12 protein-coding genes are annotated in these 16,717 nt (G+C 52.4%); 9 read left to right on the top strand and 3 right to left on the bottom strand.

The window, feature by feature from the left end; genetic code table 11:
- The first annotated feature begins 134 nt into the window (after window positions 1-134).
- Both SBI19_RS12595 and SBI19_RS12590 read left to right on the top strand, forming a co-directional pair.
- Complete coding sequence (locus SBI19_RS12595) at window positions 135-1,883, top strand: ABC transporter ATP-binding protein (protein ID WP_317968589.1); 1,749 nt, start codon at window positions 135-137, stop codon at window positions 1,881-1,883.
- 17 nt (window positions 1,884-1,900) lie between these two features.
- A complete protein-coding gene (locus tag SBI19_RS12590) occupies window positions 1,901-3,658 on the top strand; it encodes an ABC transporter ATP-binding protein (RefSeq protein ID WP_317968587.1) in 1,758 nt (585 codons plus the stop codon).
- 105 nt (window positions 3,659-3,763) lie between these two features.
- Here SBI19_RS12590 and acnA read toward each other — a convergent pair whose 3' ends face one another.
- Complete coding sequence (acnA, locus tag SBI19_RS12585; protein ID WP_317968585.1) at window positions 3,764-6,475, bottom strand: aconitate hydratase AcnA; 2,712 nt, start codon at window positions 6,473-6,475, stop codon at window positions 3,764-3,766.
- A 300-nt stretch (window positions 6,476-6,775) separates the two neighbouring features.
- On the opposite strand from acnA, the gene SBI19_RS12580 reads away from it, so the two are divergent.
- The 7 genes from SBI19_RS12580 (at window position 6,776) to SBI19_RS12550 (ending at window position 13,304) form a co-directional block, all read left to right on the top strand.
- Window positions 6,776-7,912: an amidase domain-containing protein gene (locus SBI19_RS12580; RefSeq protein ID WP_317968583.1), complete on the top strand. Its 1,137-nt coding sequence runs from the start codon at window positions 6,776-6,778 to the stop codon at window positions 7,910-7,912.
- Window positions 7,913-8,077: 165 nt separating this feature from the next.
- Complete coding sequence (locus SBI19_RS12575) at window positions 8,078-9,193, top strand: D-alanine--D-alanine ligase (RefSeq protein WP_317968581.1); 1,116 nt, start codon at window positions 8,078-8,080, stop codon at window positions 9,191-9,193.
- A 73-nt stretch (window positions 9,194-9,266) separates the two neighbouring features.
- The gene (locus tag SBI19_RS12570) at window positions 9,267-9,587 is read left to right on the top strand and encodes a hypothetical protein (protein WP_317968579.1); all 321 of its coding nucleotides are present in this window, start codon (window positions 9,267-9,269) and stop codon (window positions 9,585-9,587) included.
- Window positions 9,584-10,669, top strand: coding sequence for a UV DNA damage repair endonuclease UvsE (uvsE, locus tag SBI19_RS12565; protein ID WP_317968577.1), 1,086 nt, complete (start codon window positions 9,584-9,586; stop codon window positions 10,667-10,669). Before SBI19_RS12570 ends, uvsE begins: the two co-directional genes overlap by 4 nt.
- Window positions 10,670-10,771: 102 nt before the next feature.
- Complete coding sequence (locus SBI19_RS12560) at window positions 10,772-11,590, top strand: sulfite exporter TauE/SafE family protein (protein WP_483312286.1); 819 nt, start codon at window positions 10,772-10,774, stop codon at window positions 11,588-11,590.
- Between the two features lie 84 nt (window positions 11,591-11,674).
- On the top strand, window positions 11,675-12,526 hold the full coding sequence (locus tag SBI19_RS12555) for an inositol monophosphatase family protein (protein ID WP_317968573.1): 852 nt from the start codon (window positions 11,675-11,677) through the stop codon (window positions 12,524-12,526).
- Window positions 12,527-12,566: 40 nt separating this feature from the next.
- Window positions 12,567-13,304, top strand: coding sequence for a nucleoside phosphorylase (locus SBI19_RS12550; protein ID WP_317968571.1), 738 nt, complete (start codon window positions 12,567-12,569; stop codon window positions 13,302-13,304).
- 75 nt (window positions 13,305-13,379) lie between these two features.
- Here the strand turns inward: SBI19_RS12550 and SBI19_RS12545 are convergent, their stop codons facing one another.
- Window positions 13,380-15,629 carry a sensor histidine kinase gene (locus tag SBI19_RS12545; RefSeq protein ID WP_317968569.1) on the bottom strand — a complete coding sequence of 750 codons (2,250 nt, stop codon included), beginning with the start codon at window positions 15,627-15,629 and terminating at the stop codon, window positions 13,380-13,382.
- A complete protein-coding gene (locus tag SBI19_RS12540; RefSeq protein WP_317968567.1) occupies window positions 15,607-16,299 on the bottom strand; it encodes a response regulator transcription factor in 693 nt (230 codons plus the stop codon). The genes SBI19_RS12545 and SBI19_RS12540 overlap by 23 nt, the downstream gene beginning before the upstream one ends.
- Window positions 16,300-16,717 lie beyond the last annotated feature (418 nt).

Raw genomic sequence — 16,717 nt, 5'->3', positions numbered from 1 at the left:
TACGGCTCTTTTTGCGTTGAATAAACGATTTAAATCTATTTTTTCTCTATATGAGGATGGAAGCTTCGAATACGATTATCGGTAGCAACTACTTCACCTACCAATCATCAATCAATGATAGAAGGAGATCGGATTTGGAAACATCGGCTGAAATACATTCGAACTTTCGTTCTGTTCTGCGGCTGTTCAAGCATTCCCAATCAGAGAAGGGAGCTTATGCGCTCCTCATCACATCATCGCTGCTCTCGACGGTGTTAGGTCTTGGAATTGTCGAAGCCACGCGAAGAATCATTACAGGCGCTGCGGAGCAGGCGCTGGCGCCTATCTATAGCGGGCTGCTCATTGGTTTAGCTGCAGTCGCAGTCCAATTCATCAATCAACTGGTCATTACCTGGTTGAAGGCAACTGTCGATAACCGAGCAACCGCACGGCTGCAGCTTGAGCTTCTGAGGAAGGTCACGACTCAACCTGGAATGAAGATAGAACAATATCACAGCTCGGAGCTGTACGGCAGAATTACCGATTCGGCAGCGGAGGCTCAAAGTGGGCTGAACGATAAATTAATCCGTCTTGTCACCAATCTAGTGCAGCTGGTCGTATCGTTCGCCTACTTCAGTTGGTTGAATCTTCCCCTCACACTGGGCATGATTGGCTTCGCGCTGGCATTCCCTCTGTTGGTATATCGCCTTACCGGTCGCCTTAATCGGCAGCATGATCGAAGGCATGAGGAACTGGCAAGCAGCGATATATTGCTGCAGGATGCTATCCAAGGCGGAATGAATGTGCGTGCGTTCTCGATCAGAGGACTGCTGATCAATAAGTTTAAGAATGAAATCGACAAGGTGAGGAAGCGCGATACGGTCATTGCGGCCTACGACGGAATGTTCGACCTTGTTAATCGCGGGCTGATGTACGGCGGAATGTTGTTCATACTAGGTTTCGGGGGTTACCAAGTGCTGCAGGGCAGCTTAACGATTGGAGGATTGACAGCTTTCGCGGCAGCGAGCGGCAAGTTAACCGGTCCTCTCCGATCTATGGCAGGAATGTGGAACGAGCTGATTGCTTCCCTCTCGCATACGAGTCGGTTTATGCATTTGCTTGATTGGCCTGAAGAAGCAATAGACAGGATTTCACCACCAGCGACTCTAGATCCAACCGGAATAACGCTTCAAGTTTCACAGCTTTCTTACGGTTACGAAGGCAAGCCGTCCGTGTTGAATAACGTCAATATGACGATTAATCAAGGCGAGTTGACCGTTATTCTCGGCCAAAGCGGCTGCGGTAAATCGACGCTTCTCAGGCTTCTAGCCAAATTGGACGAACCGACTTCCGGAAGTATCGATTATAACGAATGTTCGCGCGAGGAACCGTTCACGCAAGCGGGGCATGCGAAGATCGGTTTCGTTCCGCAGGAGAGTCTACTTTTTACAGGCACCATACGAGACAATATTCGCTTCGGGCAACTGGACGCCACGCAAGCTGAAATTGAACAAGCCGCAACAATTGCTCAGATCCATGACCGCATCATGCAGCTGCCCAGCACATATGAGACGACAATCAGAGAGAAAGAGGACGATAGGCTGTCCGGGGGCGAGTTGCAGCGGATGGCGCTTGCCAGAGCGATCGTAAGGAATCCAGCACTCTTGTTGTTAGATGAGCCGACCGCATCGCTTGATCCAATAACGGAATCGCAGTTCATGTCAGCCTTACACCAATTCCGCTCCGAGAAGACGGTTGTGCTCGTCACGCACAAACTGTCGATTGCGCAACAGGCTGATCAGATTTTCGTGCTGGAGGACGGAATGGTTGCAGAGTCAGGCACCCATGCCCAATTAATGAGCTTAGGAGGGCGTTATTGTGCATGGACTAGCGAGGATGAATGAGAGGAGGACCGTTTCACATGCGGTCATATGGACAATCCGTTCATACATTGGGGACACAGCTTTTGTTCATTACGAGATATGTAAGGAAATATCGCCTGCTTTTATTATGTTTTCCGTTTCTAATTGCCGTTGATATTACGTTCGACATCGGCATTGCCAGAATGCAGGGCTTATTCATCGATACCGCACATGCGGGGAAAATGGCCGAATTGACCTCCGCCATCCTGTGGTCGGCGGTACTGCTCGTTACAGCAATAAGTCTTATCGTCATACAACGATATACGCTTCGATTATTGCAAGGTCTTGTACGGCGCGATTTGTCTGTAGACTTATTCCGCACCGTTAATATTCGATCGTATGAATGCATGCAGCGTTACTCAAGCAGCGATATCATTACACGTATTCGAACGGATACAGCGTCGGGCTCGGATATCGTTGAAGCCTCCATTGAATTCCTTACGGTGGTTAGTATAATTGGAATCTCATTCCTCTATCTGCTGACTATTGACGTATCGTTAGCCTTATTCGCCTTAATCGGGGCACCGCTGCTGCTGATGATCGGACGATTATTTGACCGCCGGATTGAGCGGCTGTCAGCTTCGATGCAAGTGTTGGAAAGCGAAATTCGAGGCATGACGCAGGAGGTTCTTCAGGGGAGGGACATCGTTCGGATCTATGGGTTGAGCGACCTGCTGCTGCAGCGCATCGCCACGCAGAGAGAACGGATGATTCGAGTTCGACGGAAGTTGGATATGACGCGAAGTCTGAGCACTAATTTGACGGAAGCTGTGTTCTATCTGCTTCATATGGGCGCGCTGATTCTAATCAGTCTGGCTGCTGTTCGAGGCGCACTCTCGCCAGGGATGATTGCAACGTTCAGCCTGCTGTTCGAATTGGTTATTTGGCCGATTATTGGTTTATCCGAGCAGTGGAACCGTCTTTATGAAGGCGGAGGAGCATTCGGGCGCATTCAAGAGCTGTTCTCCATTAAGGAAGAGACTCCGAAGACGGATGGTAATGCTGATAAGCGGACGCTTGTTGAGATGAAAGCTGTAACATATCACCCTTCAACTGGAGAAAACCTAATTATTGACAAAGTGGAATTTGTGCTTCAACAAGGAGAAATTGTCGCAATCGTCGGCGCCAGCGGCGCAGGGAAATCGACATTCGCGCAGCTGTGCTGCGGACTGCGTCAACCAACTACCGGCATGGTCAAGATAAGCCGTTCATTGGAGCTGCATGATCGATCGGATACGTTGTATTTGGCGCAGAAGCCTTATCTATTCACGGGTTCAGTTAGTGAGAATATCCGTCTGTCAGCTGTATCCGCAAGGGAAGAAGAGGTGGCAGCGGCTGCAGCTCAAGCCTGCATAGACGCAGATATTGAACAGCTCGTATACAAGTATGAATCTAGTATAGGTGAGCTGGGGGCTGAATTATCAGGCGGCCAGAGGCAACGGCTCGGTTTGTCGCGATTGTATATGAATAAGCCCGACTTAATTGTGATGGATGAACCGACTTCGGCCTTGGATGTAAGCACAGAACAGCGAGTTATTAAGCAGATGAAGCCCTGGCTTGCAGGCAGAACAGCGTTGATTATTACTCATCGCATGGACCTGGTTACCTCACTCGCCACTCGCGTTGTTGTCATGGATAGAGGTCGGATCGTTGAAGAGGGTACACATGAACAGTTGATGCGTCAGGATGGTCAATATGCAAGGCTGGTCAGCCTTTCGAGCGCAGAGCTTCCGAATGGAGTTGCGATTGGAGGATGAAAACATAAATGGCCTGTAAGCAGAATCGGTGTTCACCGCTTCTGCTTACAGGCCATTCTTATGTCAGGCAGATGCATCGCAAATGCGATGCAAGCCACCGGAAAACTACATGTTCGCGATCATTTGACGCAGGACCGTTTGCAGGATACCGCTGTTACGGTAGTAGTCAACGTCCACGAGGGAGTCGAGGCGTACGATCGCTTGGAAGTCGAACTTCGAGCCGTCTTCGCGCGTAGCCGTTACCGTAACCAGTTGACCTGGTTGAACGTCGTTGCTGAGACCTTGGATATCGAACGTTTCGCGGCCCGTGATTCCGAGCGACGACCAGCTTTGGCCAGCTTGGAATTGGAGCGGCAGAACGCCCATGCCCACGAGGTTGGAACGGTGAATACGTTCGAAGCTCTCAGCGATAACTGCTTTAACGCCGAGGAGGAACGTACCTTTAGCTGCCCAGTCACGGGAGCTGCCCGTACCGTACTCTTTGCCTGCGATAACGACGAGGTTTTTGCCTTCTGCTTGATATTTCATCGAAGCGTCGTAGATCGACATTACTTCGTCCGTAGGCAGGTATTTCGTTACGCCGCCTTCCGTACCTGGTGCTACTTGGTTACGGATACGGATGTTAGCGAACGTACCGCGCATCATCACTTCGTGATGGCCGCGACGCGAGCCGTACGAGTTGAAGTCTTCGCGTTTGACGCCATGCTCGATCAGGTATTTACCAGCAGGGCTGTCAGCTTTGATGTTGCCAGCTGGCGAGATGTGGTCCGTCGTAACGGAGTCGCCGAGCAGGGCAAGAACGTTCGAGCCGTTGATGTCAGCGATGTCGCCAACGTCAGCGCCAAGGTTCGCGAAGAATGGTGGGTTCGCGATGTACGTCGAGCTTTCGTCCCACTCGTAGCTTTCGCCTTCTGGTACGTCGATTGCATTCCAACGCTCGTTTTGCGTGAAGACGTTGGCATACTTGTCGCGGAAGATTTGAGGGCTCATCGCCGTGCTGATCGCTTCTTGGATCTCCGCTTTCGTTGGCCAGATGTCTTTCAGGTAAACCGGTTGGTTGTCTTGGTCGTAACCGATTGGATCGTTCGCCAGGTCGATGTTAACCGTACCAGCCAGTGCGTACGCAACAACGAGTGGAGGCGATGCCAGGTAGTTAGCCTTAACTTGCGCGTGAACGCGACCTTCGAAGTTACGGTTACCGGACAGTACAGCCGCTACCGTCATGTCGTTGTCAGCAATTGCTTGACCAACTTCTTCTGGCAGTGGACCGGAGTTACCGATACAAGTTGCGCAGCCGTAACCAGCAACGTGGAAGCCGAGTGCTTCGAGCGGCTCGATAAGACCAGCGTTCTTCAGATATTCCGTAACAACCAGGGAACCTGGCGTCAGGGACGATTTAACGTAACCTGGTTTCGTCAGACCGCGAGCGACTGCTTTCTTCGCTACGAGACCGGCGCCAACCATTACGCTTGGGTTCGATGTGTTCGTGCAGGACGTGATCGCTGCGATAACAACAGCGCCCGTACCCATCTTGCTAGCGTCGCCGTTCGGATGCTTCACATCAACTTTTTGCTCAATCTTCTCTTCGGACAGGCCGTAGCCGCCTTTGTCGATTGGCGTGCGGATGATGCTGTTGAACGCTTCTTTCATCGCCGTCAGTTCTACGCGGTCTTGCGGACGCTTAGGACCTGCGAGCGATGGAACAACCGTCGACATGTCGAGTTCGATAACGTCTGTGAAGATTGGATCAGCCAGATCGTCCGTACGGAACATGCCTTGCTCTTTGTAGTAAGCTTCAACGAGCTTCACTTGCTCTTCTTCGCGACCCGTCGAGCGGAGGAACGCAAGCGTCTCGTCGTCGACCGGGAAGAAGCCGATCGTCGCGCCGTATTCAGGAGCCATGTTAGCAACCGTAGCGCGGTCAGCAAGGCTGATATTCGACAGACCGGAGCCGTAGAATTCAACGAATTTACCTACAACGCCCTTCTTGCGGAGCATTTGAGTAACCGTCAGTGCAAGGTCAGTTGCTGTGGAGCCGTCTGGCAGGCTGCCCGTCAGCTTGAAGCCGATAACTTCTGGCATTACGAAGTAGAGTGGTTGACCGAGCATGCCAGCTTCTGCCTCGATGCCGCCAACGCCCCAGCCTACTACGCCAAGACCGTTGATCATCGTTGTATGGGAGTCCGTACCAACGAGCGAGTCTGGATATACGACAGTTTCGCCGTCAACCGTCTTCGTAGCTGCTACAGATGCAAGATATTCAAGGTTAACTTGGTGAACGATACCCGTTGCCGGTGGAACCGCACGGAAGTTATCGAACGCCGTTTGTGCCCAACGGAGGAACTTGTAACGCTCTGCGTTCCGTTGGAATTCATATTTCATGTTCGTCTCAAGCGCATCTGGGGAACCAAATGCGTCAACCATGACGGAGTGGTCGATTACGAGGTCGACCGGTACGAGCGGGTTGATGCGTTTAGGGTCGCCGCCAGCTTTCTTAACCGTGTCGCGCATTGCTGCAAGGTCAACGACTACTGGTACGCCAGTGAAGTCCTGCAGAACGATGCGAGCTGGAATGAACGGGATTTCTTTGTCCGAACGAGCTTCAGCCCAAGTTGCGAGTTGTTTAACATGCTCTTCCGTGATGCCGCGTCCGTCGAATTGACGGATCGCTGCTTCGAGCAGCACTTTAATGGAGAAAGGGAGCTTGGAGATGCTGCCGAGTCCTTGCTTCTCGAGAGCTGGCAGGTTGTAGTACGCATACGACTTGCCGCCGGATTCCAGCGTCGAACGTACGCCGTATTGGTCTTGCTTAGCCATGTACAATAACGCCTCCTTAAAGATAAATGCTATTGTCATCGCGTTTCACTAGATGAAACACGATTTCACAAAATGCTTCTGACTACAGTATATCGTGATTGATGGGGCTACGTAAAGCCTGTTTGCAAGGTTTTCGACTGCCAATTCTCATAATAGGCCAGCGCCCACATAGGATAGAAGAAGCGTCAAAGAAGCATGGAAATGGCTTAGAAGAGTGACTTTGAGTAAGCATAATGACCTTTGAACGCTTCGAAGGTCCTGATGACACGCTCAAAGATCCTGATGTCAGGAGGGATGAGCATGCCGCGTTCAACAAGTCGTGTGGCTGGCAAACGGGGCGGTATAGCGCCGCGGGTACCGCAGCAGCGTCAAGTGCTGCCGTCTCCGCCGCAACCGTCGTCTGAAACCGAAACCTGGAAGACGGGCGTACATGCGTACGTTAAGCTGTTCAACCAAGCAGAGGTCGACCAGCATCCGTCCGTCTTTGACGGTTTAATCGCCGATCAGGATCATTTGCTCCGGCTCGGCAGCCGTCTTGAGCGGCTGCGCGAACGAGATCTGCTTCGCGGCGTGCTGTCCTCCCGCAGCGAGACGAAAGCGGAGATCGTCAGGGTGAACGAGTCCGCCGCTGAAACCTCGGTGCTGCTCAAGCTCCGTATAAAGCGAATTATGGAACAGAAGAGCCGAACCTATACAGAGGAGAGGCTCGAGCATGAACGACTGTGGCTAGCCCGCGACGGCAGAAGCTGGACGATTACGCGCGTTGAGCCGGTCGTATCCGAGCGCCGCCCCCGATTTGGCGCGAATGAACAGTCGCTGCTGCCTGAAGAAGGAGACATTTTGTTCGACGGTCAGCAGCGTCGAACTCGTCCGCCTTCGGCACCTTTCTTAAATTATGATATTTTGCCTGAATTCAAACAGCGGGCGAAGCAAAATTATCGAAGAGATCTTGTTGCTGCCTACGCTGACAGATGGTGGAATGAGGCGAATCCGGCCTATGAGCTGTTCGAGGTGAACTGCACGAACTATGTGTCCCAGTGCATCTTTGCAGGCCATGCGCCGATGCACTATACTGGTAAAAGAGATAGCGGCTGGTGGTATCAAGGGCGCAGCGGCGGACGTGAGAATTGGAGTTATAGCTGGGCAGTCGCCAATGCGCTCCAATCCTATCTGGCGTCAGGCCGACACAGCGGCATGCGGGGGACAATCGTCGAATCCGCTGATCAGCTGCAGCTCGGCGATGTGATTCTCTATGACTGGAACGGGGATTACCGGTACCAGCACAGCACGATCGTAACGGCGTTCGATGTCGACGGCATGCCGCTCGTCAACGCCAATACGGTTGCCAGCCGGCATCGTTACTGGGACTACAAAGATTCGTATGCCTGGACCGAGAAGACAAGATACCGATTATTTCATCTGGCCGATCAATTCTAAAGAAGGCGGAAGAGCCTGTTTTAGGAATGTCTTAAGTACGTGTTCAAAAAGTTGGGTTTTCAGCACCGAGAAGATTTCCTGACTCACTTCGTGATCAAAAGACGACTTTTTGAACGACCTCTTCAAGAATGGCCGCAATTACGAGCAAACCGGAGGAATAATGAAATGGGCGAGAAGGTTCGCGTAGGATTGATCTACGGGGGAAAATCAGGAGAACATGAAGTGTCGCTCCGCACTGCGCTTGCGGTGATGGGCGAATTTGACTATAACCGTTACGAGGTAAAGCCGATCTACATTACGCAAGACGGACAATGGCGTTCAGGCGATGTGCTGCTGGCGCCTCCGACGGACACAGCAACACTGCGTTTAGAGGACAGCAACGCAGGGGAAGGCGCAGCGCTTGCGCCCGTATTCCAAGGCTTGCAATCAGGTGCTGCGGGCGGCGGCGAGAGCCGTGCGCTGGACGTTATTTTCCCGCTGCTGCATGGAACGTTCGGCGAGGACGGCACGATTCAAGGGCTGCTGGAGATGGCGAACATTCCATACGTGGGCGCTGGCGTATTGGCGTCGGCAGTCGGCATGGACAAAATTATGATGAAGAAAGTGTTCGCGCACGAAGGGCTCGCGCAATGCATGTTCCGTTACTACAACCGGACGCAGTGGGAGAAGGACGCGAACTACTTCATTAACGAAATCGAAATTTCGCTTGGCTACCCTTGCTTCATTAAACCGGCAAACCTCGGCTCCAGCGTGGGCATCTCCAAGGCTAGAAACCGCGAGGAGCTGGTCGCAGCGATCGATTATGCCTTCCGTTACGACCGTAAGGTCATCGTAGAGGAGTTCGTCGATGCTCGCGAGATCGAAGTAAGCGTGCTTGGCAATGACGAGCCGCGTGCGTCCGTTCCGGGCGAGATTCGCGCTTCGAATGATTTTTACGATTATAAAGCAAAGTATATTGATGGCACCTCCGTGATGGAAATTCCGGCGAACATCCCGCAAGAGACGTCGGATGCGGTTCGTGAGCTTGCGCTTCGCGCTTACCAAGCGATCGACGGATCGGGATTGTCCCGCGTCGATTTCTTCCTGCGCAAGTCCGATGGCGAGCTGCTCATCAATGAAGTGAATACGATGCCGGGCTTTACGCCGTTCAGCATGTATCCGCTTATGTGGAAAGAAACGGGCGTACCTTACAGCGAGCTGCTCGACACACTGATCGAATTAGCGCTGCAGCGTCATGCTGACAAGCAGCGTATCGAATATGGCGGCGGTTCCCCTCTATAAAGGGACCGTTTCCTCACGCAGGACAAGCTATCATCAGCAGTTTATTCTCGTATGAGCAGGGGGCAGTACAATCATGGGTTTTCAAACTGAGTTCAATTCCGTATGCAAGTTCAAGTCGGAACAGGAGCTGTACGAGCTTCTCGAATATGGCCGTGGCAAAATGGTCAAAAAAGACTTCCGCGTATTCCCGACCGGTCAGAAAGTGATTGCTTACTCGCCAAGCAACCAAGCGATTGCGATCGTTCGCATCGTCGCTTCGATTGCGGAGATCAACTTCCAAGGCGAAGAAGTGACGCAAGTTGAGATGGAACTGATTCGGAAGCTGACGGAGGAAGAGGCGCGCGTGCAGACCGCGCTTGCGCACGAAATGTTCTTCGGAGAGCAAGGCGCATGATTGTACGGTTCGGATTCGTTGCGATGAGCATGCTGCTGGAGTCGGCGTCGCCTTCACGGACGATGACTTATGCGAATTTCTCGAAGCTTGACGACCGGGAGGCGGCACTGCGGAAGCTGGAGCGGCTGGCGGAGGAGAACCTGAACAATACGCTGCGGCTGCTGCGTCATTGTCGAGGGAGCGGCATTCAGATGTACCGTTTCTCGTCCAAGCTCATTCCGCTCGCGACGCACGACGCTTTGAAGGACTGGGATCCGTTCCTGGCGTTGTCGGACAAGTTCGCAGAGGTTGGCGCCTTCGTGCGCGAGAGCGGCATGCGTGTATCGTTTCATCCGGACCATTTTTGTGTGTTCAGTACCCCAAGACCTGAAGTGCTGGCCAGTTCGCGCAACGATATGAATTATCATGTGCGGATGCTGGAGGCTATGGGACTTGATCAATCGGCCAAAAACAATATCCATGTCGGCGGCGCCTACGGCGACAAGCAGGTGGCGGGTGAACGGTTCGTCCGGCAGTTCAGCGAGCTGGATGCGCGGCTGCGCAATCGCGTGACGCTGGAGAACGATGACAAAACGTTCAATGTCCGCGAAACACTCGGCATAGCTGAAACAGTGGAAGTGCCGATGGTGCTTGATATTCATCACCATGCGGTCAACGACGGCGGCGAGAGCGAGGAATTACTCGTAGGTGAACTATGGCCTCGCATCGTTGCTACCTGGCTTCGTGAGAACGAGCGGCTGGCGAGCGATGAGAGCATTCTTGCAGCGCAAGGTGCTACTTCGCTCGAGGCGGCTTCAAGCTCAGTGTCCGAATGGCCTCGCGGTGCGATGATGCTGCCGCCGAAGATCCATGCTTCCAGCCCGAAGAGCCTCACGGATCCGCGGGGGCATGCCGATTACGTGGAGCCGGAGCCGCTGCTTCGGTTTCTCCAGTCGGTCGCAGGCTCGGTGCCGATGATCGATTGCATGCTGGAGGCGAAACGGAAGGACGACGCGTTGTTCCGCTTAATGGAAGACTTTCGCGCCATGCAGGAGCGCGGAGAATCGGTTCGCGTCGTTGGCCCATCAGCTATTGAGTTGTAGCACTAGGAAGGAAGGCTGCCACTGCAATTCGGTGGCGGCCTTCAGCCATGATTGATGGGATTGACTATCCAGACATATACATAGGAAGAAGGAACGAGTTTGCTGGAAATCATAATGCTTGCTTTGCTGGGCCTTGTATCCGCTGTGTTCGGCAGCATCGTGGGGCTTGGCGGCGGCATCATTATCGTACCGGCATTGACATTGTTAGGTGCAGAGCTTACGGGCAGCGCCGTTGATCACCCAACGGCGGTCGGTACTTCGCTTGCAGTGCTTATTGTCACAGCGTTGGCGTCTACGATGTCATATGCTAAGAAGCGCCGCGTCGATTGGCGCAGCGGATGGATGCTGTTTATTACAAGCGGACCTGCAGCGATGGTGGGCTCTGCTTTAACCGGACATATCAAAGGCGGCGCATTCCAGCTGTCATTCGGGATTTTCATGCTGCTCATGGCAGGTCTGCTCGTTGCGCGCGATTATATGAAGCCAATTGCGAAGCAATGGCCCGTAACGCGTGCATACACGGATGACAAAGGCGTTACGCATGAATATGGTTATGCTGTACTGCCCGCGCTTCTGGTAGGTCTGCTCGTGGGCATGATCTCAGGATTGTTCGGCATTGGCGGCGGTTCGCTGTTCGTGCCGGTCATGGTGCTGCTGTTCCGGTTCCCGCCGCATGTGGCGACGGCAACTTCGATGTTCGTCATTTTCTTATCTTCGATATTAGGAACAGGCGTGCACGCATACCTGGGGGAGACGAATTGGTGGATCGTGCTGATGCTTGTGCCTGGTGCATGGATTGGCGGCAAGCTGGGTGCGTATATCGCTTCGAAGATGACAGGCAAATCGCTGTTGTGGCTGCTTCGGATTACATTTGTTGTTATGGCGGCCCAATTAATCATTGAAGGTTTGTCGGAATTGTAGACGATCACAAACAGGCGAAACTTTGAGGGGCTCCGGACGTATTGTAGTTAAACAAATGCAGTGTGTAATAGGAAGGGGTGCGTAATGGTGAGCGAACAGGAAACGCCCATAATCGGGGGCAAAAGCTTCACTGCCGTAGCAATCAACTGCGCGGCCAAAGCAGGGGAATGGATTAAGACGAAGCTCGGCAAACATACGAGCCTTTCTTTGAAATATTCGGCGCAGGACCTTGTTACCGAAGTGGACAAAGGCGCAGAGAAGATGATTCGCAATCTCATTATGATTCAATTTCCTCATCATTCTTTTCTAGGCGAAGAAGGAGTCGAGCCTGGGCCGGAAGCATCTGCGCAAGCGCTGCAGGAGATGCAGGACGAGGAATACTTGTGGATCGTCGATCCAGTCGACGGTACGACCAACTTCGTTCACGGCTTCCCGTTCTTCTCGGTATCGATCGCATTGGCGCATAAGGGCGAAGTTATCGTCGGCGTCGTATACGATCCGATGCGCGATGAGCTGTTCGTAGCCGAGAAGGGCAAAGGCGCTTATGTGCACGGCCAGCGGATGAGCGTATCCGAAGAGGGAACGCTCCATGAAGGACTGATTGCGACAGGCTTCCCGGCAAGCCCAGAGAACGCTCGATTGAATATGCAAAGCCTGCAAGCGATCGCGCCGCAAGTACGCAACATCCGATCTGGCGGTTCGGCTGCCCTACATATGGCGTATGTAGCAGCGGGTCGTCTGAGCGGGTTCTGGGAATACGGCCTCAATGCTTGGGATATGGCAGCGGGTTCGCTGCTTATCAAGGAGTCAGGCGGTGTCGTTACCGACATCGCGGGTGAACCGTATCATCTCGGCGTCCGCCATGTTGCGGCATCGAACGGCAAATTGCACGACAGCTTCGTCAGCGAGTTGAAGAAGTCAGCGGTACACGGTTAATTCGGCGAGATTTGAGAAGAGGAAGGGGGGCTGCACGACGTTGTTCTTGCCCATTCTGCAAGTGGAGTCGGATGAGATTCCGGAATACGCCCTCGTATGTGGCGATCCTCGCCGTGCAGCTCTAATCGCAGAGAAGCTTGCGGGCGTCAGAGAGCTTGCCTTCGCTAGAGAATATCGGACATTCGTCGGCGAATACAACGGCGTGGAGCTGGCAGTCGTCAGTCATGGCATAGGCTGTCCTGGCGCTGCGATATGCTTCGAGGAGCTTATTCGCGCAGGCGTCAAGACGCTCATTCGAGTTGGTACGGCGGGTTCGTATTCTGCCGACAGCCCGGCAGGTTCACTCGTCATCAGCACGGCTGCGATGCGGACGGACGGTTTGACGCGCCAATTAGTGCCGGATGGCTTCCCGGCTGTTGCGGACAGTGACGTTGTGAATGCACTTTATGCGGCGGCACAGGAAATCAAAGGCGACATCGTTGTACGTAAAGGAATGACGGTTACGCTCGACGTGTTCTACAACGGCATCGAAGAGTTCCCGCATAAGAAATGGAAAGCGGCAGGCGCTCTCGCTGTCGAGATGGAAATCTCGGCGTTGTACGTCATCGCCTCGCTGCGCGGCGTTCGTGCGGGCGCCATCGTGGCGTTGGACGGCTACGCCGACGCCGACCTCGCGGCGGAATATGATCCGCATACGAACGTAGTTGCGCTAGCGGTTGAGCGCGAGATCCAAGCTGCGTTGAATGCGATTGTGAAACTCGCTGACCGTCCAAGCTAGTGACCTTGCACGAATAGAAAGCCTCTAACCCTCACTTCGGAGTGGGAGTTAGAGGCTTTCTTTGCTTTTGGACAATTAAGCGATTGCCGCTTCTTCTTGAAGGGAAAGAATAATGGAAGCCTTAAACAGATCGCCATCGGTTTCTAGTATTAGTTGGCCCTCATGGAGGTCGACGATCGACTTAGCAATCGCGAGCCCGAGTCCTGAGCCTTCCGTATGGCGAGAGGCGTCCCCGCGTTTGAACCGCTCGAACAGCTCATCGGCATGGTCTACGATTTCGTATTTGGATACATTCTTGAATGTGATCGTAACGCGCCGTGGTTCTATAACTTGCATTGTAATGTAAGCGCGCGTATGGCTTAACGAATATTTCACCATGTTCCCAATGAGATTGTCGAACGCGCGCCACAGCTTCTGCCCGTCGGCAAGCACGTAGATCGGTTGTTCCGGCAATGAGATGCGGAATTGAACGTCAGAGCTGTCCATCGCTTCTTTGTACTCTGCCAGCGACTGCTGCATGAGCTGGACGAGATCGGTCTTCGCCTGAGTCAGCTTCGCGTTGCCGCTGGCCATGGTGGATACTTCAAACAAGTCGTCGATCATTGTCTTTAATCGCTTTGATTTCTGGTCGATGATGTTGACGTAGGCCGTTCGCTCTTCCGCCGTCGCGTCCTCCGATTTCAACAATCCGACATAGGTGATAATCGAAGTAAGAGGTGTGCGCAGGTCGTGACTGACGTTCGTAATCAGCTCGGTCTTCAATCGTTCGCTCTTGGCTTGCTCGTTCTGAAGGGTTCTGAAGCCTCGCCGCAAAGCATTGATATTGGATGCAAGCGCTGCAACCACGCCGTTTCCCGTTAGAGGCAGCTCGCTTGGCGTTCGGCCGGCGACCAGTTCATCCGCAGCTTGGGCGACCCGATTCAGATACGCGATTTGCTTGTTGAACAGAAGGAGCGCTGCAATTATTGCAATCACGAGAATCGGAGTGAACAAGAAAATGGAAGGGTCGCCGTATTGCACGACTGATGCTGAGAACCCCTCGATAAACCCTAGTCCAATCATAATAAAAGCGAAAACAAGCAGCCGTATCCCCGTGTTTCGATATATAAAAGAGTCTTTTACCTGATTCAACGCGATTGTGAAAATTGCCTTCGTACGGATGACGCCGCGCATCAACAAGGAACGAGTCCATTCCTCTCTAACCGCCCGCCAGTTGCTTAGCGGATTGGTAAATAGCTGACCTTGAACAATCGTCAGCATCATACCGATTGTTGCGAATGCGATGATCGATAAAAGTGTTCCGCCGTAAACCATAGGTGCATCAATGAACGAGATGAACCGGTCCGCCAGCTGGGCGATAAGAGCGATCGTCAGCACGGATGATGCGGCAAGAAGCAGCATGCGCATATCCACTGGAATCCGAAGGTAGTTGGTAGTTAACCGCTCCCTTTCTGTTCGAACAACTAACCATTTTCTCATTCGAAGGAAGCATAGGACGAGTAAAGTAGCGCTTAACAGGCAGTAGGCAAATAAGAGAATTTGTTCTCGTCTGTACTTATCGGCAGACTCCTGAAGCGCGCTGGTCTTGGGAACGGCAATCCAGCCTCGATGGGGGACGTTCGAAGCATCCGCTTCCTCGAATCCTTGAATCCAGCTGTATATGTAATGGTTAGCATCCGTTCTGTATTCGGTGGCATAGCTGTAGCCGTCGCCGTTTAATTGATTGACAGCGGTGTACTCATTCTGAGCGCTGAGACTTGTATGTGCCTCGCCTGTGGAAACATTTCGAAAATAATAGTCGAATTGATCCCGAAGATAATTGAATTCGGAGCGGGAGTTCTCTTCGTATTCGTAATAGCTGTCGACCTGCTGCTCCTTATCCTTGCGAATAAGCGCGGTGACATATTCATCATCCTCGTACAGCTTCATTAGGTTCTGCTGCTCGAGTTCAAGCTTGTCCTTATAGTAGCCGGCGACTTTATCGTTCTTGCTCTCGATTGCATTTTGAATGAGCGGTTCATATTCGCTGCGGAGCGCATTGAGCTGATCCGCAAGAGGAGCCTGCTGGCCGCGATATGACATGATTTCGTCTTCCGTTATTGTAATGGATGATTTGGCCTGCTGTTTGGAGATCGGGTTCAGCTCGTACAGATTCAAGAAGAAGGCAAATTGTTTAAGCTGCCGAGTAAAATCCGCTGTCCGGTAGTAATCGCGATGCAGGTAACGGCTTCCTTGATCGAAGAATACAAGCGGTCCGCTCAGGCCAATGACCAGCATGAAAGCGCAGAGCGCGAATAAGGTTCTATTTTTCCATTTTGTATCCAATGCCCCATACCACCTTCAAAAATCTCGGATTTTTCGGATCGATCTCGATCTTTTCGCGGATTTTGCGGATGTGAACCGCAACTGTATTCTCCGCGTTATAGCCGGGCTCTTTCCAGACGCGTTCATAAATATCTTGGATCGAGAGGACTCGTCCCGCATTGGTCATCAGCAGCTCCACGATCTTATACTCGATAGGCGTAAGTTTCACGGCCTCGCCATTCACGGTGACTTCTTTGGCTTCCAGATTTAATGCGAGGCCGCGCAGATCAATCATTCGTTTGACGCCTTCGTAGGAGCCTAATGTCACATATCTTCTAAGCAGAGACTTCACTCGCGCTACCAGCTCCATCGGGTTAAAAGGCTTGGTGACATAGTCATCGGCTCCTACGTGAAGCCCGAGAATTTTATCGCTGTCCTCGCTCTTCGCGCTCAACATTAGAATGGGAAGGTTGCGATGCTCACGGATCTTGAACGTTGCGGTTATGCCGTCAACCCGGGGCATCATGATATCCATGATGATGAGATGCACCTGATTGGCTTCTAACATCTCCAGCGCTTCCAAGCCATCCTTAGCTTTCAGAACGGATATGCTTTCCTGCTTCAAATAAATCTCAATAGCGTCACGTATCTCTTTATCGTCGTCGACGACCAGCACCACGCGCTGTTCCATCGTGTTCAATCCCTCCTGCGTGCCATTTGTTTCTGTAGCCCATTGTATATGGAAAATCTTAATATTCGTTCATCAAATTTATGAAGAAGTTCTTAATTTATCGGAATAGGCATCAGAATAGCATATCTATCTCTTCAACTGAACGAATAAAACGGCAATAGAGCTGCTGTTGTTCACGATGAGGGAGAGGCGAGTACCTATTCCGTGGAGCGTAATCATGATGGGTAATAGAATCACGTGTGGTCTTCTGAAATAGTAGTTGTGGCCCAGGTACTCCAACAGAGAATAAGCGCTGCTTAGAGCAGCGCTTATTTCCTCAAAAACACACTTATAACCACCAAACAAGAGGTGTGCCCCAAAGGGGCACACGGCTCCTAGCACGCATTAACCAATTTCCATCGCTATCCGGCTGCCATTC

The organism is Paenibacillus sp. CCS19, assembly GCF_033239625.1.
Taxonomy (GTDB): Bacteria; Bacillota; Bacilli; order Paenibacillales; family Paenibacillaceae; genus Paenibacillus_T.
This window is presented reverse-complemented; position numbering and strand designations above follow the sequence as displayed.

Excerpts from the sequence above, each read along its gene's own strand:
- SBI19_RS12590 (WP_317968587.1), top strand. The coding sequence starts at position 1,901 with ATGCGGTCATATGGACAATCCGTTCATACATTGGGGACACAGCTTTTG.
- acnA (WP_317968585.1), bottom strand. The coding sequence starts at position 6,475 with ATGGCTAAGCAAGACCAATACGGCGTACGTTCGACGCTGGAATCCGGC.
- SBI19_RS12580 (WP_317968583.1), top strand. The coding sequence starts at position 6,776 with ATGCCGCGTTCAACAAGTCGTGTGGCTGGCAAACGGGGCGGTATAGCG.
- SBI19_RS12575 (WP_317968581.1), top strand. The coding sequence starts at position 8,078 with ATGGGCGAGAAGGTTCGCGTAGGATTGATCTACGGGGGAAAATCAGGA.
- SBI19_RS12570 (WP_317968579.1), top strand. The coding sequence starts at position 9,267 with ATGGGTTTTCAAACTGAGTTCAATTCCGTATGCAAGTTCAAGTCGGAA.
- uvsE (WP_317968577.1), top strand. The coding sequence starts at position 9,584 with ATGATTGTACGGTTCGGATTCGTTGCGATGAGCATGCTGCTGGAGTCG.
- SBI19_RS12555 (WP_317968573.1), top strand. The coding sequence starts at position 11,675 with ATGGTGAGCGAACAGGAAACGCCCATAATCGGGGGCAAAAGCTTCACT.
- SBI19_RS12540 (WP_317968567.1), bottom strand. The coding sequence starts at position 16,299 with ATGGAACAGCGCGTGGTGCTGGTCGTCGACGACGATAAAGAGATACGT.